This window comes from Parabacteroides sp. AF14-59 (assembly GCF_003479515.1).
Taxonomy (GTDB): Bacteria; Bacteroidota; Bacteroidia; order Bacteroidales; family Tannerellaceae; genus Parabacteroides; species Parabacteroides faecis.
Window position 1 is genome coordinate 102,436 of record NZ_QUHH01000024.1, and the last position, 17,731, is coordinate 120,166.

At 50.3% G+C, this 17,731-nt stretch carries 17 protein-coding genes and 1 pseudogene; 14 read left to right on the forward strand and 4 right to left on the reverse strand.

Translation table 11 applies throughout. The annotated features are described in order from the left end of the window. The first annotated feature begins 104 nt into the window (after nt 1-104). The 4 genes from DWW23_RS20895 to DWW23_RS20910 are packed head-to-tail and all read left to right on the forward strand — an operon-like array spanning nt 105 to nt 3,000. Complete coding sequence (locus DWW23_RS20895) at nt 105-1,028, forward strand: metal ABC transporter solute-binding protein, Zn/Mn family (RefSeq protein ID WP_122355815.1); 924 nt, start codon at nt 105-107, stop codon at nt 1,026-1,028. Then, nucleotides 1,012-1,770: a metal ABC transporter ATP-binding protein gene (locus DWW23_RS20900; protein ID WP_122355817.1), complete on the forward strand. Its 759-nt coding sequence runs from the start codon at nt 1,012-1,014 to the stop codon at nt 1,768-1,770. The genes DWW23_RS20895 and DWW23_RS20900 overlap by 17 nt, the downstream gene beginning before the upstream one ends. Before the next feature lie 12 nt (nt 1,771-1,782). Next, nucleotides 1,783-1,989: a hypothetical protein gene (locus DWW23_RS20905; RefSeq protein ID WP_122355819.1), complete on the forward strand. Its 207-nt coding sequence runs from the start codon at nt 1,783-1,785 to the stop codon at nt 1,987-1,989. Nucleotides 1,990-1,992: 3 nt separating this feature from the next. Then, complete coding sequence (locus DWW23_RS20910) at nt 1,993-3,000, forward strand: NAD(P)-dependent oxidoreductase (protein ID WP_122355821.1); 1,008 nt, start codon at nt 1,993-1,995, stop codon at nt 2,998-3,000. Nucleotides 3,001-3,035: 35 nt separating this feature from the next. Here the strand turns inward: DWW23_RS20910 and DWW23_RS20915 are convergent, their stop codons facing one another. After that, complete coding sequence (locus tag DWW23_RS20915; RefSeq protein ID WP_122355823.1) at nt 3,036-3,839, reverse strand: GIN domain-containing protein; 804 nt, start codon at nt 3,837-3,839, stop codon at nt 3,036-3,038. A 9-nt stretch (nt 3,840-3,848) separates the two neighbouring features. Then, the gene (locus DWW23_RS20920) at nt 3,849-4,634 is read right to left on the reverse strand and encodes a head GIN domain-containing protein (protein ID WP_122355825.1); all 786 of its coding nucleotides are present in this window, start codon (nt 4,632-4,634) and stop codon (nt 3,849-3,851) included. Between the two features lie 124 nt (nt 4,635-4,758). On the opposite strand from DWW23_RS20920, the gene DWW23_RS20925 reads away from it, so the two are divergent. From DWW23_RS20925 to DWW23_RS20945, 4 genes are all read left to right on the forward strand, one after another. Further along, nucleotides 4,759-5,325, forward strand: a complete 567-nt coding sequence (locus tag DWW23_RS20925; RefSeq protein WP_122355827.1) for an RNA polymerase sigma-70 factor — start codon at nt 4,759-4,761, stop codon at nt 5,323-5,325. 146 nt (nt 5,326-5,471) lie between these two features. Further along, nucleotides 5,472-6,434, forward strand: coding sequence for a FecR family protein (locus tag DWW23_RS20930; protein WP_122355829.1), 963 nt, complete (start codon nt 5,472-5,474; stop codon nt 6,432-6,434). 491 nt (nt 6,435-6,925) lie between these two features. After that, nucleotides 6,926-8,161 carry a site-specific integrase gene (locus DWW23_RS20940; protein ID WP_004291422.1) on the forward strand — a complete coding sequence of 412 codons (1,236 nt, stop codon included), beginning with the start codon at nt 6,926-6,928 and terminating at the stop codon, nt 8,159-8,161. Nucleotides 8,162-8,172: 11 nt separating this feature from the next. After that, nucleotides 8,173-8,535, forward strand: coding sequence for a hypothetical protein (locus DWW23_RS20945; protein WP_004291423.1), 363 nt, complete (start codon nt 8,173-8,175; stop codon nt 8,533-8,535). A 77-nt stretch (nt 8,536-8,612) separates the two neighbouring features. On the opposite strand, the gene DWW23_RS20950 is transcribed toward DWW23_RS20945, so the two are convergent. Further along, the gene (locus tag DWW23_RS20950) at nt 8,613-8,918 is read right to left on the reverse strand and encodes a helix-turn-helix domain-containing protein (protein WP_004291424.1); all 306 of its coding nucleotides are present in this window, start codon (nt 8,916-8,918) and stop codon (nt 8,613-8,615) included. Nucleotides 8,919-8,949: 31 nt separating this feature from the next. After that, nucleotides 8,950-9,249 (reverse strand): helix-turn-helix domain-containing protein, encoded by a 300-nt coding sequence (locus tag DWW23_RS20955; RefSeq protein ID WP_004291426.1) that lies wholly within the window; start codon nt 9,247-9,249, stop codon nt 8,950-8,952. 201 nt (nt 9,250-9,450) lie between these two features. On the opposite strand from DWW23_RS20955, the gene DWW23_RS20965 reads away from it, so the two are divergent. The 6 genes and pseudogenes from DWW23_RS20965 to DWW23_RS20990 all read left to right on the forward strand — a co-directional run. Beyond that, nucleotides 9,451-9,813 carry a helix-turn-helix domain-containing protein gene (locus DWW23_RS20965; protein WP_004304264.1) on the forward strand — a complete coding sequence of 121 codons (363 nt, stop codon included), beginning with the start codon at nt 9,451-9,453 and terminating at the stop codon, nt 9,811-9,813. Between the two features lie 3 nt (nt 9,814-9,816). Then, on the forward strand, nt 9,817-10,167 hold the full coding sequence (locus DWW23_RS20970) for a helix-turn-helix domain-containing protein (RefSeq protein WP_004291454.1): 351 nt from the start codon (nt 9,817-9,819) through the stop codon (nt 10,165-10,167). Between the two features lie 20 nt (nt 10,168-10,187). Continuing rightward, nucleotides 10,188-11,759, forward strand: coding sequence for a DUF3945 domain-containing protein (locus DWW23_RS20975; protein WP_004291455.1), 1,572 nt, complete (start codon nt 10,188-10,190; stop codon nt 11,757-11,759). Between the two features lie 60 nt (nt 11,760-11,819). Beyond that, nucleotides 11,820-13,907: a type IA DNA topoisomerase gene (gene topB / locus DWW23_RS20980; protein WP_004291456.1), complete on the forward strand. Its 2,088-nt coding sequence runs from the start codon at nt 11,820-11,822 to the stop codon at nt 13,905-13,907. A 162-nt stretch (nt 13,908-14,069) separates the two neighbouring features. Continuing rightward, nucleotides 14,070-14,522 (forward strand): DUF1896 domain-containing protein, encoded by a 453-nt coding sequence (locus DWW23_RS20985; protein WP_004304266.1) that lies wholly within the window; start codon nt 14,070-14,072, stop codon nt 14,520-14,522. After that, nucleotides 14,512-17,691: pseudogene (locus DWW23_RS20990) on the forward strand (N-6 DNA methylase); the annotation flags it as partial. The gene DWW23_RS20985 and the pseudogene DWW23_RS20990, both read left to right, overlap by 11 nt. Nucleotides 17,692-17,731: the final 40 nt, after the last annotated feature.

The following is a 17,731-nucleotide window of genomic DNA, read 5'->3' on the forward strand; positions in this document are numbered from 1 at the left end:
CAGGTCAAATTGTCAAAGTTAATTATGGGTGTCGCCTTTACTTTGAAATGTGGAAGAGTACCAAAAAATTACTACCTTTGTACGAATTGTGATAGAAATAAAAGATGAAACAAACGAGTATACTGATCACTATCCTCTCGATCCTTTTGTTGACGGCCTGTGTGACCAAACAGACGGATGAGAAGATCGTAACTGTTACGATCGAACCCCAACGTTATTTTGCAGAGCAGATAGCGGGAGATAAATTTAAGATCAATTGTGTGGTTCCGGCTGGACAAAGTCCTGAGACGTACGACCCTACTCCCCAACAGATGATACAGGTCGGCAGAAGTGTCGCTTACCTGCAAATCGGGCATATCGGCTTCGAACTGGCGTGGATGGATAAGATACGTGAGAATAATCCGAAATTGACGTTCTTCGATACTTCGGAAGGATTTAATCTGTTGAAAGAGACTGCAGAAGAACATGACCATGGGCATGATGCACACGATCATGATACCCATGCCGGAGAGGGAACACATCACCACCATCATCACGGTGGCGTAGACCCGCATATCTGGAGTTCCATTGCAGGAGCTAAAGCGATTGCCTGGAATACATTGAACGCTTTTATCGCACTGGATCCGGATAATACGGATTATTTCTGGCAGAATTATAATAAACTGTCGGACGAGATAGATAAAACGGATGCGGAGATCAAAAAACTGCTCGATCCGTTGACCGACCGGACATTTATTATTTATCATCCGGCACTGACCTATTTTGCCAATGAGTTCAATCTCACGCAGCTTTGCATCGAGATGGACGGCAAAGAACCTTCACCTGCCCAGTTGAAACAATTGGTGGAAACGGCTCGTGCCAATAACGCCCGTGTCGTATTTATCCAGCAGGAGTTCGACCAGAAGAATGCCGAACTGATCGCCGGGGAAACCGGTTGTAAACTAACAGTGATCAATCCGTTGGCTTATGACTGGTCTAAAGAAATGATTCATATAGCAAAAGCGTTGGCAGATGGACAAACTCATTGAGATAGATCATATAACAGCTGCCTATGGGAATAAGGTTGTTCTGAAGGATGTTTCCCTGACCGTATGGAAAGATGATTTCCTGGGAATAATAGGCCCTAACGGAGGAGGTAAGACGACTTTACTGAAGGTGGTCCTCGGATTGCTGCAGCCGGTATCCGGTGCTATCCGCTTTTTTCGGGATGGGACGGAGGTGTCTTCTTTACGGATCGGTTATTTGCCGCAGCTGAATAATATAGACCGTAAATTCCCGATCTCTGTCTGGGAGGTGATCGCTTCGGGCCTGGCTGCGGAAAAGCCCCGTTTCCGTTCCTATACGGATGCTCAGAAGAAACGTATCGAGGAGGTGATCCGGCAGATGGGACTGGAAGATCTGTACACCCGTTCGATCGGTGAGTTGTCGGGAGGACAGTTACAGCGTGTTTTATTGGGACGCTCTATCGTTTCCCGTCCGCAGCTCCTGATTCTGGATGAGCCGAATTCGTATGTCGATAAACGGTTCGAATCCCGTTTTTACCAGTTGCTGGAGGAGATAAATAAAGAGAGTGCGATCATTCTGGTATCCCATGATATCGGAACGGTGCTGGCAATGGTCAAGAATATCGCTTGCGTGAATGAGACATTGCACTATCATCCCGGTGCGGATGTATCCGAGGAATGGCTCGGTGAGAAATATGCCTGCCCGATCGAGCTGGTCGGCCACGGAAATTTGCCGCATCGCGTATTGAAAACACACGAACATTAATATTCTATTCCCATGTCACACACACTTTGTTTAATCTCATTACCGGAAATCGGATTTATCGTAGGTATTGCCGTTATCCTGTTTGGCTGTAAGGCTGTCATGCAGAATCCGTTTATCTCCAGGGGGCAGAAAATCGTATGGATACTGATTATTGTTGTACTTAACTGGATCGGACTGTTATGGTATTATTATACCTATTATATGAAGAATAAAGACTAAGATATGAAGATACTGATTACAGGGGCAAGCGGATTTATCGGGGGCTTTCTGGTAAAAGAGGCGTTGCGCCGGGGATATGAGACCTGGGCGGGGGTGCGTGCTACGAGCAGCCGTGAGAACCTGCAGGACGAACGGATCCGTTTTATCGATCTGAAATATAATAACCGGGAAGCCTTGACTACCCAGTTGGCGGATTTTGCCCGTGAACAGGGGGGATGGGATTATGTGATCCACAATGCCGGACTGACCAAGACTTTGGATAAACGAAATTTCTTTCGTATAAATGCGGAGAATACACATAACTTTATAGAAGCATTGGCGGCCGCCGATTGCAAGCCCAGGAAATTTTTATTGATGAGTAGCCTGAGCAGCTATGGGTGCGGAGACGAAGAAACTTTCCGTCCGATCCGCCTGGATGATCCGCAAGAACCGGATACTGCTTACGGGCAGAGTAAGCTGGAGGCGGAGAACTATGTGCGCAGCCAGTCTTATTTTCCTTATGTGATCCTACGTCCGACCGGTGTGTATGGCCCCGGCGAGAAGGATTATTTTATGGAGATCAAGAGTGTGAAGTCCGGATTCGATTTTGCCGTGGGATATACTCCTCAGCGTATTACATTTATTTATGTAAAAGACCTGGCGCGGGTCGCTTTCCTGGCGTTAGAGAATGAAGCGATATGTAACCGGCATTATTTTGTGGCAGACGGAGATGTACATACCGACGAATCGTTTGCCCGGATGATACAGGAACTTTTGGGAAAGAAGCATGTACTGCATGCCCGTATCCCACTGGGACTGGTAAATGTGGCATGCCATTGTTCCGAATGGATCGGCAAGTTGCTGAATAAAGGTATGACACTAAATACCGATAAATATATCATCCTGAAACAACGCAACTGGATTTGTGATGTTGCGCCACTTCAGGATGAATTAGGTTTTACTCCGGAATATCCTTTGCGTAAAGGACTGGAGGAAAGTATCGAATGGTATCGGAAAGAAGGATGGTTATAACCCGTTGTTATCCGGCCTTTGCCGGAAACATTTGGTCAATCCACTTTCTTAACGGAACCTAATCCCGCTTTATCCACTTTGACAGAAGGATTTCCTTTATATTTTACTGTACCCATTCCGGCTATCTCGGCGTCGATCTGATCCTTTGCAAATGTTTCGATCAGACCTTTTCCGGCGATTTCGCATGATAATGTCGAAAGTTCGTAATCAAATGCATGCACTTTGCCGCTCCCGGCTATTTCAAAGTCAGCTTTTTCGCCTGCCCCTTTCAGGTTGAACGTTCCTTTTCCTGCTATTTCACCTTTAAACACTCTTGCATATAAGGCGTTAGCATTCAACGTAGCTTGACCTGCCGTACTTACTTCCATTTGATCGACAGTCACTGTATCTCTTAACTCTATTGTCGTACTGCCTGCCGTACTGAATTTCACTTTCTCATTGGATGCGAATTTACCGTTCAGGTTAAAAACTTTCACCCCACCCATATCGGCTTTTTTCAATGAGGAGGAGTTGGAAGTGATCGTAAATTCTGTCGGACGGAATCTGATCTGTTTCTTGCTACGTTCTTTAGGCCGAATCACCAGTTTTTCCCCGTCCGTTTTAAACTCAAACAAATCGTAAATATTCTGATCGACCGTTACGCTCAGAGCCGGAGCAGACTCCTGCTGTGAATAATTGAATATGATTGAAGTGCCCTGCACTTCAATTTCATCGTAATCGGCAATATCGATTGTCTGGGTAATTACGTTTCCGTCACCTCTGACAGACGGCATAAAGATGCATCCCGAAGCGAGCAACAAGATGGCGGATAGTACTGAAAAATAGAGTGTTTGTTTCATATCGTTTTATTATTTTACTTCTTCTACGGAGCCTTTGCCCAATACCTTCTGCTGGACGGCTGTCGGGCCTTTGTAGCGGATTTTTCCTTTACCGACGATGTTGGCCTTCAGGTTATTGGTGGCATGAACTTCCATTGAACCGTTTCCTGTCATTTTACAGCTTAACTCAGGAACGGCTACTCCAAAAGCCATGATTTCACCGCTGCTGGTGATACTGTATGCTCCTTCTTTCGCATCTCCCTTTTTCAGGTTGATAGTACCTGAACCATTGATGCTGCATTCCAGTTTGTCTGCCTGCAATTCGTTGATAACCATATTGGCACTGCCTGATACATTCAGGTCGAGCTTTCCCATTTTTACCGGTTCTTTCAGTTGAACCAGGCAGTTAGAGTTAGCATTGATTTTTATTTCGTCTCCGGTCAGCGGACTGTTTACCATGAAGTTGGCATTACCGGCAGCTTTCACCTCTTTCAGCCATTTGGAGTTCGTTTTTACGATGAACTTGGTGTAATGGTCTACTTTCACCCCTTTGAAACCAACGGAGAGTTCCCGGTCTTTTATATTGATATTGACATATTCATGCAGGTTTTCATCTACAGTCACTTCAATATAAGGTGCTGCATCAGATTGTTCATAATTGAAATCAATTACCCCATCAATTTTAATTGAATTATAGTCATCGATAGTGATCTTTTTACTGGATAGTTTTCCGTTACCTTTTACGTGGTCTGCTGCCTGAGCAGTGAATAACAATCCCAATAACATGATAATAGATAATAAGCCTTTTGTTCTCATAATTTATTTGTTTAGTATTGCCTTTCCTTATAATAGACGTGACCTTGACAGGGTCGGTTACAAAAATAGGAGTAATTTAATTTATAATTCCTACATTTGCTATATTTTTATATGGAATTAAGTTATGGAACAGCGTTTGTTTAGCTCTGGCAAAGAGGATTATTCGAAAATATATGCGATATATTTTCCCAAACTGGTACGCTTTTCACAGACCTATTTGCATTCGCAGGAAGATGCTGAAAATCTGGTACAGGATATTTTTCTTTATCTTTGGGAGAACCGGGAGCAAATACCTTCGCTGGGGAATATGAACGCTTATCTGTTTACGGTAGTCAAGAACCGTTGTATCGATTTTCTCCGCAGACAGGCAAAAAATGATGAAAAAAAACGATCTTTGTCTGAACTGGAAGAAAAGGAATTGCAATTTAAATTATATTCTTTGCAGAAATTTGATGAAAACAATTTCTCTGTAGCAGATATTGAACATCTGATTTCACAGGCGGTAGATTCGTTGCCTGCCCGTTGTAAAGAGATATTTATATTGAGCCGTATGGAAGGACTTCGGCATAAGGAAATTTCCGAGCGTCTGAATATCTCTGTGAATACAATTGAAAGCCAGATTGCCATTGCTTTGAAAAAACTGAAAGTAGCACTGAAGGATTATATGCCTTTGTTTATTTTTATTATTTGATCGTACCCCTAAAGAATTTCAACCTCCCTTTGAGAGTTTTATAAGAAAAGGAGTGACTACCCGAATGTTAAAATCATATTTTTTTGATTTTTTCTTTGGTGGCATTTCTTCTTTCTGCGTCATACCTATAAAGAAGTAATAATTTTATGAAAGAACAATTAGATAAATATTTTGCAGGGACACTGGCGGATACCGAGAAGTTGACTCTTTTCCGGCAGATGGAAGAAGATGCCGCTCTGAAAGATGAAATGGCGGATATGCAGAATATTATGGCTCTATCCGGAATGATGGATAGGGATGGTGACGATCTGCTGGTAACAACAAAGATCAAAGAGTTGGAACTGCGGGCCAATAAACGGAGAATGTTTCGTTTGTCGATTGCTGTTCTGAAGTATGCCGTCGCTGCGACTTTGCTTTTCTGTACCTGGTTTTTATCTGAAAAATATACCTTGGATAAACATAAAAGTGAAATGATCCGGATAGAAGCGCCACAGGGGCAACGGGTGTATCTGACATTGGCGGATGGAACAGAGGCATGGCTCAGTTCGCGGACGAAGCTGAATATTCCGCATCAGTTCAATGACAAAGAACGGGTAATAGAGTTGGACGGGGAAGGTTTCTTTGCGGTAAAGAAAGATGCGAAGCGGCCGTTTATTGTGAAAACCAAACAATATAACGTACAGGTTTTGGGTACGCAGTTCAATGTGTTTGCTTATTCGGAAAGTACGGATTTTGAAACCGATTTGCTGGAAGGTTCGGTATATGTGTATCATAAGAACAATGAAGCCGACGGACTTTACATGAAACCGGATGAAAAGGTCTTTTTAAAAGGTGGTGAACTGTTGAAGACAACTTCCAATTTTAAGCAGTCTAAATATTTAAAAAACGGAATATTCACGTTTGAAGATAAACCTTTCGGTGAATTGTTGACCCGCCTGGAACTATGGTATGACGTCAAGTTCAAGGTAAGCCGTCCGGAGATCAGGAAGTATGTTTTTTCGGGTAAGTTCAGGCAGAGTGATGACATAGCGAATATCCTGCAAGCCATTCAGGATGTGGGAAAATTTAATTTCCGCATGATCACGGAAAATGAGATAGAGATTTATTAACCTTATTTGTAGAACACTATAAAAAAAGAATGTTGCCTATGTAAATACCAGAAATGAATTGGATAGGACAAAACAAGGGAGTGTTGGTACCACTCCCCTGAAGTAGTCAATACTATCATCTTAGCGTTGTGACCTAAATAAAAGTATTAACATTATTGGAAAGCAAAGTTACTACAAAAAAGTGAAATGCGGAAAGATATAGTGATAGAATTGAGTTACAAGGGTTTTGGTTGAAGTGGCGATAATCCGTGAAGCCATTACAATCCCTGCCGAAGCCAAATCCTGACGCCGCTACGTTACTTGTTCGTAACCATGCCCGAAAATGCGACAAACGGGTACGAATAGCGAAACAAGGCTCTAAGGAATAGTGAGTTATCCATAACTCATGCGAAAAATCAGGTTACGGAAAAAGATTGCGCCGTTCCTCCCCGTTTTGCGTACCAACACCGGACTCTTCACCAACTAATTTTGAAACCCAAAAATTAAGGACAATGAAGAGTACATTTTCAGTAATCTACTACCTCAAGCGTCAGGTAGTGAAAAAGGACGGGACAGTTCCCGTCATGGGACGCATCACGGTGGACGGCAGCCAGACACAGTTCAGCTGCAAACTGACTGTCGATCCGAAACTGTGGGACACCAAAGGTGGACGTGTCACGGGCAGAAGCACGGCGGCACTCGAAACGAACCGTATGCTTGACAAGATGCGGGTACGCATCAACAGGCATTATCAGGAAATCATGGAGCGTGACAACTTCGTCACGGCGGAGAAGGTGAAGAACGCCTTTCTCGGACTGGAACACCGCTACCACACGCTGATGCAGGTGTTCCGCCAGCACAACGAGGACTACGAGAAGCAGGTGGAGGCAGGCATGAAAGCCAAAGGCACGCTGCTGAAGTACCGCACCGTTTACAAGCACATGCAAGAGTTCCTCGACATCCGCTACCATGTGAAGGACATCGCCCTAAAAGAGCTTACCCCGGCTTTCATCTCCGACTTCGAGATGTTCCTGCGCACGGACAAGCACTGCTGCACCAATACCGTGTGGCTGTACGTCTGCCCGTTACGGACGATGGTATTCATCGCCATCAACAACGAGTGGCTGACGCGCGACCCGTTCCGCGAGTATGAAATCAAGAAGGAGGAAACAACACGCAGTTTCCTGACCAAAGATGAGATCCGCCTGCTGATGGAGGGGAAACTGAAAAACGCCAAACAGGAATTGTACCGCGACCTCTACCTGTTCTGCGCCTTCACGGGGCTGTCGTTCGCGGATATGCGCAACCTTACGGAAGAGAATATCCGCACCTACTTCGACGAACACGAGTGGATAAACATCAACCGCCAGAAAACGGGCGTGGTGTCCAACATCCGCCTGCTCGACATCGCCAACCGCATAATCGGCAAATACCGGGGACTGTGCGGGGACGGCAGGATATTTCCCGTTCCGCATTATAACACGTGCCTTGCCGGTATCCGTGCCGTCGCCAAGCGTTGCGGCATCACCAAGCATATCACGTGGCATCAGAGCCGCCACACGGCAGCCACGACGATATTCCTCTCCAACGGTGTTCCCATCGAAACGGTCAGCTCCATGCTCGGACACAAGAGCATAAAGACGACGCAGATTTACGCAAAGATAACCAAAGAGAAGCTCAATCAGGACATGGAGAACCTTGCCGCAAGATTGAACGGCGTCGAGGAATTTGCAGGTTGCACCATCTAAAAAGAAAAGCCATGAAACGTGACACAATCATCATCGAGGACAAGGCAGTCAGCGTAACCGGTAACGACGTGTGGATGACCGCCACCGAAATAGCCGGATTGTTCCATACGACCGTCCCGGCAGTGAACGCCGCCATCAGAGCCGTCCGCAAGTCGGACGTGCTGAACGACTACGAGGTGTGCCGCTACATGCAGCTTGAAAACGGGCTGCACGCGGACGTGTACGCCCTTGAAATCATCATCCCGGTCGCTTTCAGGGTGAATACCTACAACACCCACCTGTTCCGCACATGGCTGGTGGGAAAGGCACTCTCACAAGAGAAACGGCAGACATACGTGATGTTCATACAGAACGGAAAAGCCGGGTATTGCTGATTGCACATACCCCATAAGACAAGTAAACGGGTAGCACCACAAAAGGTGTCACCCGTTTACTTTTTCATGAAACCGCCTCACTCCAGCGGCTTGCGGTAGTTCGCTTCCAGTACCCCGCGCAGCCCCGTTTCCGGGTAAAGCACCTTCCCTCCCAAAAGTATGAAGGGCAACACGCGGTTGTTGCGGTATTCCTGCAAGGTGCGCCGGCTCACACGGAGCAGTTCCGACACCTCGCCGTCCGTCAGGTAACGTTCCCCGTCCAGCGGAGGACGGTAGCTTTCCAGAAATGCGGACAGCCATTTCGAGCCTTTGCGCATATCCTGCACCACAGAGGCTATCGGCTCGTCTTCCATCGTAAAAACATCGTTGTTCTCGTTCATCATAACTTCGGATTCAGTGGGTGAATAAATCAAATCATCTGCCGTGCGGATAGAGCGTGCCGACAAGCGGTATCAGCCGCTTCACCTCCTCTGGCTTGTAATAGAACCTGCGGTTTATCTGCGAGTAGCCGATAAGCCGCCTGTCACGCAGCGTCTGCAACGTGCGCGGGCTTATTCTCAACTGCCCGCAGACCTCCTCGCCCGTGAGCCATCTTTCCATGCGCCCCGTGTCGCTTTTGCGCCTCAGGGCGGCGACCTTCTCCGAGAGTGCGCCGAATGCCGCCACCATCATCTCGAAAGTCTTTTTCTCGATAGATACTATTTCCATATTCATGTCATTTAGAGTTTGCCGCAAAGGTAACGAAACGGCATACAAGACGTATCGTTTTCCGCTGAAAGGCTGCCTGTTGCGCCGTTTGACCGGGTTACGGAGCCATCTTCCGCAAAAATCTTACGTGAGTCACGTAGTGAGTTGTTAAAGCCCCTTTTGTTTATTGCCGAATTTTGTCGCAGAAACAAAAAGAAAGGACTGAACATGAAAGTGATAACAATGGAAAGTTCCGCCTACAAGGAGATGATGGCGCAGATTGCGAACATCGCAGGGTACATCCGCGAGGCAAGGGACGAGAAGAAACGGAAGCGGGAAACCGAAGACAAGCTGCTTGACACGGCACAGGCGGCGAAGATGCTCAACGTGAGCAAGCGCACCATGCAGCGTATGCGCACCGACCACCGTATCGAGTATGTGGTGGTACGCGGAAGCTGCCGCTACCGCCTTTCCGAGATACTGCGGCTATTGGAGGACAACACAGTAAGGAACGAGGAAGGGACAATAGACACCCTGTTCCACAACCACACGCTGCGCACGGGCGGCAAACCAAAAGGAAGGAGGACATAGGTCATGGAACTGCTCACACGAAACAACTTCGAGGGCTGGATGCAGAAGCTGATGGAACGGCTCGACCGTCAGGACGAACTGCTGCTGGCGATGAAGGCTGAGGGGAAACAGCCCACTATCACGGAAAGCATCCGCCTTTTCGACAATCAGGATTTGTGCATGTTGCTCCAGATAAGCAAACGCACCCTCCAACGCTACCGCAGCGTAGGCGCATTGCCCTACAAGACGCTGGGCAAGAAGACCTATTACAGCGAGGAGGACGTGCTGACATTCCTTTCCAACCATATCAAGGACTTCAAAAAGGAAGATATAGCCTTCTACAAGGCTCGTATCCATAATTTCTTTCATAAATAACCCATTAAAACATTTTTCAGATGGCAAAGAAAAAAGACGAAAAGGACGTGCTGGTAGTCCGTGACGAGAAGACAGGCGAGATCAGCGTGGTAGCCGGGCTGAACGCGGACGGCACACCCAAGCGCACCCCCGCAAAAGCGGAGAACGCGCAGAGTTTCCTGCAATTCGACCGACATGGCGACGTGCTGGACAACTTCTTCAAGAACTTCTTCCGGCAGTGCAAGGAACCCAGCCGCTTCGGTTTCTACCGCATTGCGGCAGACCAAGCTGAAAATCTCTTAGAGGTGATGAAGCAACTGCTGAAAGACCCCGAAGCGAACAAGGAGCTGCTCGCCCCTCACAAGGTGGACACCTCCGACTATGAGAAGAAGGTGCAGGAAGAGATGGCAGCACAACAGACAGAGAAACAAGAACCTCAAAAACAGGAGAACATGGAACAACGGAAAGAACAGCAACAGGACAAATCCGAACAGATGCAGGGCAAACGTGGCTACCAGCCCATCGACGAGAGTAAAATCAACTGGCAGGAGCTGGAGGACAGATGGGGCGTAAAGCGGGACAACCTTGAAAAGTCCGGCGACCTTACGAAGATGCTCAACTATGGCAAGTCCGACTTGGTAAAGGTCAAACCGACCTTCGGCGGCGAATCATTCGAGCTGGACGCCCGCCTCTCCTTCAAGAAGGACGGTGAGGGAAACATCAGCCTCGTGCCGCACTTCATCCGCAAGGAGCAGAAGCTGGATGAGTACAAGGAACACAAATTCTCCGACAATGACCGGAAGAACCTCCGCGAAACGGGCAATCTCGGTAGGGTCGTGGACATTGTGGACAGGGAAACGGGCGAGATCATCCCCTCCTACATCAGCATCGACCGCAAGACGAATGAAATCACGGACATTCCGGCAAGCAGGGTGCGCATCCCGGAGCGCATCGGCAAGACGGAAATCACCACGCAGGAGCGGGACATGCTCCGCGCCGGACTGCCCGTACGCGACAAGCTCATCGAGCGCAACGACGGCAGAAAGTTCGTCACCACCCTGCAAGTGAACGTGGAGCAGCGCGGCGTGGAGTTCGTGCCGGGAACCGGCAAGTCGCCCCGTACCGCACAGACACAGGAAACCAAAGGCGACACATCGAAAAGTCAGGCGCAGGGCGGGGAAAATGCCGCACAGACCAAGAAGGAGCAACGCCGCAACACGTGGACGAACGAGGACGGCAGCATCCGCCCCATCAGCAAATGGAGCGGCGTGAGCTTCACCGACCAGCAGAAAGCCGACTATGTGGCGGGTAAAGCCGTGAAGCTGGAGAACGTGACCGACAAGCAGGGCTTCCATGCCACGATGTATATCAAGTTCAACCCGGAGAAGGGACGCCCGTACCGCTACGACACGAACCCTGACAATGCACAGCAGGTTGCTCCGTCCAACGAGAGCCGCACGCAGGTGGCGGTGAACAACGATGGCAAGACCAACGAGGCTACAAAGAATCTGAGAGAGCCGTTGCAGAAAGGTCAGACCAACCCGAAGGACGCCCGCCAGCAACAGCAGCAGGAGAAGCCGCAGAAGAAAACGGGCAAGGGCATGAAAATGTAATCCCGTGTCCGCCACTGAATCCAAAATAAAATCCAAAGTATCAACAAAAAAGAAGAAGACATGAAGACAATCATTGCAGAAAAGCCCTCCGTGGCACGTGAAATCGCCCGCATCGTGGGCGCGACAAAGAGAGAGGAAGGATATTTCGAGGGAGGCGGTTATGCCGTGACATGGGCATTCGGACACCTCGTTCAGCTTGCCATGCCCGACGGCTACGGCGTGCGCGGATTTGTCCGTGACAACCTCCCGATTATTCCCGACACATTCACGCTCGTCCCCCGTCAGGTCAGGACGGAGAAAGGTTACAAGCCCGACAGCGGCGTGGTGTCGCAGATAAAAGTCATCAAAAGACTGTTCGACACAAGCGAACATATCATCGTGGCGACCGATGCCGGACGCGAGGGAGAGCTTATCTTCCGCTACCTCTACCACTATACGGGTTGCACCACTCCTTTCGTGCGCCTGTGGATCAGCTCTCTCACCGACAAAGCTATCCGCGAGGGACTGCGGAAACTCGAAGACGGCAGCAAATACGACAACCTCTACCTCGCCGCCAAAGCGCGGAGCGAATCCGACTGGCTCGTGGGCATCAACGGCACACAGGCGTTATCCATCGCCGCCGGACACGGCACGTATTCCGTGGGGCGGGTGCAGACACCAACGTTGGCTATGGTATGTGAACGCTACTGGGAGAACCGCCGCTTTACGTCCGAAGCATTCTGGCAGCTCCATATCGCAACGGACGGTTGCGACGGCGAAGTCGTGAAATTCTCATCCTCCGAGAAATGGAAAGAGAAAGAACCGGCGATGGAACTATATAATAAGGTAAAGGCGGCAGGTTGCGCCACTGTCACGAAAGCCGAGCGCAAGGAGAAGACGGAGGAAACTCCCTTGCTCTACGACCTGACCACGCTCCAGAAAGAAGCCAACGCCAAGCACGGCTTCACGGCGGAACAGACGCTTGAAATCGCGCAGAAACTCTACGAAAAGAAGTTGATAACCTATCCGAGAACGGGAAGCCGCTACATCCCCGAAGACGTGTTTGCCGAAATTCCCAAACTGCTCGCTTTCATCGGCACACAGCCCGAATGGAAAGACAAGGTGCGGGCAAAAGCCGCCCCGACACGCCGCAGCGTGGACGACGGCAAGGTGACAGACCACCATGCCCTGCTCGTCACGGGTGAGAAACCGCTCTTCCTCTCCAAAGAGGACAATACCATCTATCAGATGATTGCCGGGCGCATGGTCGAGGCATTCTCTGAGAAATGCGTCAAGGATGTGACCACTGTCACGGCGGAATGTGCCGGAGTGGAGTTTACCGTAAAAGGCAGCGTCGTGAAGCAAACCGGATGGCGTGCCGTCTATGGCGAGGAAAAAGAGGAAATTACCATCCCCGGCTGGCAGGAAGGCGACACGCTGACACCGAAAGGCTCGTCCATTACCGAAGGAAAGACCAAACCCAAGCCGCTGCATACCGAAGCCACCCTGCTCTCGGCAATGGAAACGGCGGGCAAGGAAATTGAGGACGACGCACTGCGGCAGGCGATGAAGGACTGTGGCATCGGTACTCCCGCCACACGCGCCTCCATCATCGAAACGCTTTTCAAGCGCGGTTACATGGAACGCTGCAAGAAGTCGCTTGTTCCCACCGAAAAAGGACTTGCCCTCAATTCCGTCGTCAAGACGATGCGCATCGCCGATGTTGCCATGACGGGCGAATGGGAAAAGGAGCTGGCGCGTATCGAGCGCGGGGAACTGTCCGACGACACCTTCCGCAAGGAGATAGAGGCGTACACACGTGAGATAACCTCCGAACTGATCTCGTGCGACAAGCTCTTCGGCAGCCGTGACTCCGGCTGCGCGTGTCCCAAGTGTGGCACGGGCAGGATGCGGTTCTACGGCAAGGTGGTACGCTGCGACAACACGGAGTGCGGACTGCCCGTGTTCCGGCTGAAAGCGGGACGCACCCTGTCCGACGATGAAATCAAAGACCTGCTCACCGAAGGGCATACCAAGCTGCTCAAAGGGTTCAAGAGCAAACAGGGCAAGAGTTTCGATGCTGTTGTCGCCTTTGACGGGGAATATAACACGACTTTTGTGTTCCCGGAGGCTAAAAAGGACAAGAAATTTTCAGGACGGAAGAAATAGTATTAACTTTGCCACTTGTTCAGAGTAATGAATTGTTCTTCGATACCGGATTACACTCATACTTTGGATTTAGTGGTGGCACTCGGAGGGATACCGAGTGCCTTTTTCTTCCTTTTTCCAACCGATTATCCCGTTAATTATCAATCCGCTAAATCCAAAGTAATGAACAACAAGAAGAAAAACGAGGGTCAGACCGACTTTTCCTATTACGGTCTGTACCTGCTGGACTATCTCCGCACGAACAAGTTTGAACAGGCTGACGACACCGCTTTCATACGGGAACGGGCCGACCGTGCCGCCGAAACGTATGAGAGGGCACGGCTTGAAGGCTATCCCGCCGATGGTGCGCAGGAACTGGCGATGGACACGCTGCTGCGCGGGCTGCATTATTCCCGTTACGCCATCCTCCGCGAAGTCGTGGAAAACGAGTTTGCCGATGAAGTGCCGGAAGAGAAGCGTGAAGCCTTTGTCCTGAAACTGCTGCCGCTTGTCGGCAACGTGTTCTCCGTCTATGACCTCTCGGATGACAATTTCGCCCTGTCTTCCGATTACGACCTGCTCTACACGGAGCTGACGGGAGCAACCGTCCTTTACTTAGACGAATATGGCGTTTAACCGCAAACAGAAACTGCGGGACAACATCGAGGCGATACGGACGGCATTCATCCTTGACAGGGAAAATAGGACAGCGACAACCGAAGAGCGTGCCATACTTCAAAGGTACTGCGGTTTCGGCGGTCTGAAATGTATCCTCAACCCTGCAAAGGAACTGACGGATGCCGTCCGGTGGGCGAAATCCGACCTCGAACTGTTCGCCCCGACGGTGGAGCTGCACAGGCTTATCCGTGAGAACAGCAAGGACGAAACAGAGTACAAGCGGTTTGTGGATTCGCTGAAAGCGTCCGTGCTGACCGCTTTCTACACCCCCAAAGAGATAACCGACACCATCGCGGACGTGCTGGCAGATTACAGCGTCCGCCCCGCCCGTATGCTCGAACCGTCGGCAGGTGTCGGCGTGTTCGTGGATTCCATGCTGCGGCACAGCCCCAATGCGGATGTGATGGCTTTCGAGAAGGATCTGCTCACGGGTACAATCTTGAGGCATCTCTATCCCGACCAGAAAATGCGCACCTGCGGTTTTGAGAAAATCGAAAGACCGTTCAACAATTATTTCGACTTGGCGGTGTCCAACATTCCGTTCGGTGACATTGCCGTGTTCGACGCGGAGTTTCAGCGGAGCGACTCTTTCGGCAGACGCTCCGCCCAGAAAACCATCCACAACTATTTCTTTCTCAAAGGACTGGATGCCGTGCGTGACGGCGGTATCGTGGCGTTCATCACCTCGCAAGGGGTATTGAATAGCACCAAGACCTCCGTGCGTAACGAGCTGTTCAGTCAGGCCAATCTGGTATCCGCGATACGCCTGCCCAACAACCTGTTCACGGACAACGCGGGCACGGAGGTGGGCAGTGACCTGATTGTCCTGCAAAAGAACCTCAGCAAGAAGGAAATGTCGCAGGACGAGCGGCTGATGACCGTGATACAGACGGACACGAAAACCGCCCTGACCGACAACGCCTATTTCATCCACCACCCGGAACGCATCGTGCATACGATGGCGAAACTTGACACAGACCCCTACGGGAAGCCCGCTATGGTTTATCTGCACGAGGGCAAGGCAGCAGGCATCGCCGGGGATTTGCGCCGTATGCTCGACGAGGATTTCCATTACAGGCTTGCCATGCGCTTGTATTCGGGTTCAATCCGGCAGGCAGGAACGGAAGAAAAAGTTGCCGTTCAAAATAAAGTAGAGCGTCCTGCCATAAAATTGGAAACAGTATCCTCGGCGCAGACGGTGGAAACTCCGACAGAAAAGCCGCAACCCGCAGATGAAAAGCCGGAGATAGAACCGCGCCCGCAATATTCCGCAGGCGTGCAGCTCACCCTGCTTGACCTCTGGGGGATGACGGAAGAGGTCAGCCAACCGAAAACCTCCAAAAAGAAAAAGACGGTGAAAAAGGCAGTTACGGCAAAGTCCACTCCGCCCAAACCGAAAGTCACGGTTACACCGACAGCTCCAACTGCAAAACCCGCAATGGAGAATAAGGAGGTGAAAGCGGAGAACACCGCCAAGCCTGCCGACCCGGACGACATCTATGCCACACTGGACTGGGATACCAATCCTCCCATCAACGGTTTCTATGAAATGATGATGGGTTTGACGCCGGAGCGTAGGAAAGAACTTCGGGAACTGGCAAGGCAGCATAACGAGAAACAAGTGGCGGAAAAGACGGAAGTGAAAGCCGTGCCGGAAACTTCCCGTGAGCAGCCACGACAGGAGGAAACACAGCCGGAGGCAGTCGCCGCACCTGCCGTTACAGATACCCCATCGGAAGCGGTGGGGACTTTCCTTTTCCCCGACATCGAAGCGGAAAAGCCGAAGGAGGAAGTCGTGGACCTTTCTCCGCGTGCCTACCACCGCACGCCGGAGATGCACCTGCGCGAAGGGTCGCTGGTGGCTGACCGGGGGCGTCATAACATCGGCTACCTGAAAGACATCACGCCATACGGGGCGACATTCCAGCCGCTCGACCTGAAAGGATACCAGAAGGAAAAGGCGTTGTTGTATGTGTCGCTGCGTGACGCCTACGAGCGTCTGTACCGTTATGAATCGCTCCGGCGCGAGGCAAATGTTCCGTGGCGAGAGCATCTGAATACCTGTTACGATGAGTTTGTCATGCGCTACGGCAACCTCAACGCCAAGCAGAACGTGAAGTTAGTGATGATGGATGCGGGCGGGCGCGACATCCTTTCGCTGGAACGGATGGAAAACGGAAAGTTCGTCAAGGCGGACATCTTCGAGCATCCTGTTTCCTTCGCGGTGGAGAGCCATGCCAACGTAGGCTCTCCCGAAGAAGCCCTGTCTGCGTCGCTCAACAAATATGGTACGGTCAATCTCGACTATATGCGGGAGATAACCGACAGCACGGCGGAGGATTTGCTCACTGCCCTGCAAGGGCGCATCTACTACAATCCGCTCGTGACCGGTTACGAAATCAAAGACCGTTTCATCGCCGGAAATGTCATAGAGAAAGCGGAACGCATAGAGGCATGGATGGGTGACAATCCCGAAAATGAGCGTATGCCGGAGGTGAAGCAGGCGTTGGAGGCTCTGAAAGATGCCGAGCCGCAGCGCATCGCCTTCGAGGATCTGGACTTCAATTTCGGGGAACGCTGGATTCCGACGGGTGTCTATGCCGCCTACATGAGCCGGCTGTTCGACACGGAGGTGAAAATCGCCTATTCCGCAAGCATGGACGAGTTTTCGGTGGTGTGCGGCTACCGCACCATGAAAATCACGGACGAGTTTCTGGTGAAGGGGTATTACCGGAACTATGACGGTATGCACCTCCTAAAACACGCCCTGCACAACACCTGCCCTGACATGATGAAGTCCATCGGCAAGGACGAGCATGGCAACGACATCAAGATGCGCGACAGCGAGGGAATACAACTCGCCAACGCCAAGATTGACGAGATACGAAACGGCTTCTCCGAATGGCTCGAAGAGCAGTCGCCGCAGTTCAAGGAGCGGCTTGTGACGATGTATAACCGCAAGTTCAACTGTTTCGTGCGCCCGCGCTACGACGGCTCCCATCAGACCTTTCCCGACCTCAACCTGAAAGGGCTGGCAAGCCGGGGTATCAAGAGCGTCTATCCCTCACAGATGGATTGCGTCTGGATGTTGAAACAGAACGGCGGCGGAATTTGCGACCACGAGGTGCTGCGCCCATAAGGGCATATAGTAAATGTAGGCTTAGCAA

Bases quoted from the DNA above. Each gene is read 5' to 3' on its own strand.
- DWW23_RS20920 (WP_122355825.1), bottom strand. From the start codon at position 4,634: ATGAGAACAAAAGGCTTATTATCTATTATCATGTTATTGGGATTGTTA.
- DWW23_RS20925 (WP_122355827.1), top strand. From the start codon at position 4,759: ATGGAACAGCGTTTGTTTAGCTCTGGCAAAGAGGATTATTCGAAAATA.
- DWW23_RS20915 (WP_122355823.1), bottom strand. From the start codon at position 3,839: ATGAAACAAACACTCTATTTTTCAGTACTATCCGCCATCTTGTTGCTC.
- DWW23_RS20970 (WP_004291454.1), top strand. From the start codon at position 9,817: ATGGAACTGCTCACACGAAACAACTTCGAGGGCTGGATGCAGAAGCTG.
- DWW23_RS20945 (WP_004291423.1), top strand. From the start codon at position 8,173: ATGAAACGTGACACAATCATCATCGAGGACAAGGCAGTCAGCGTAACC.
- DWW23_RS20940 (WP_004291422.1), top strand. From the start codon at position 6,926: ATGAAGAGTACATTTTCAGTAATCTACTACCTCAAGCGTCAGGTAGTG.
- DWW23_RS20895 (WP_122355815.1), top strand. From the start codon at position 105: ATGAAACAAACGAGTATACTGATCACTATCCTCTCGATCCTTTTGTTG.
- DWW23_RS20965 (WP_004304264.1), top strand. From the start codon at position 9,451: ATGAAAGTGATAACAATGGAAAGTTCCGCCTACAAGGAGATGATGGCG.
- DWW23_RS20930 (WP_122355829.1), top strand. From the start codon at position 5,472: ATGAAAGAACAATTAGATAAATATTTTGCAGGGACACTGGCGGATACC.
- DWW23_RS20905 (WP_122355819.1), top strand. From the start codon at position 1,783: ATGTCACACACACTTTGTTTAATCTCATTACCGGAAATCGGATTTATC.
- DWW23_RS20910 (WP_122355821.1), top strand. From the start codon at position 1,993: ATGAAGATACTGATTACAGGGGCAAGCGGATTTATCGGGGGCTTTCTG.
- DWW23_RS20900 (WP_122355817.1), top strand. From the start codon at position 1,012: ATGGACAAACTCATTGAGATAGATCATATAACAGCTGCCTATGGGAAT.
- DWW23_RS20950 (WP_004291424.1), bottom strand. From the start codon at position 8,918: ATGATGAACGAGAACAACGATGTTTTTACGATGGAAGACGAGCCGATA.
- topB (WP_004291456.1), top strand. From the start codon at position 11,820: ATGAAGACAATCATTGCAGAAAAGCCCTCCGTGGCACGTGAAATCGCC.
- DWW23_RS20985 (WP_004304266.1), top strand. From the start codon at position 14,070: ATGAACAACAAGAAGAAAAACGAGGGTCAGACCGACTTTTCCTATTAC.
- DWW23_RS20975 (WP_004291455.1), top strand. From the start codon at position 10,188: ATGGCAAAGAAAAAAGACGAAAAGGACGTGCTGGTAGTCCGTGACGAG.
- DWW23_RS20955 (WP_004291426.1), bottom strand. From the start codon at position 9,249: ATGAATATGGAAATAGTATCTATCGAGAAAAAGACTTTCGAGATGATG.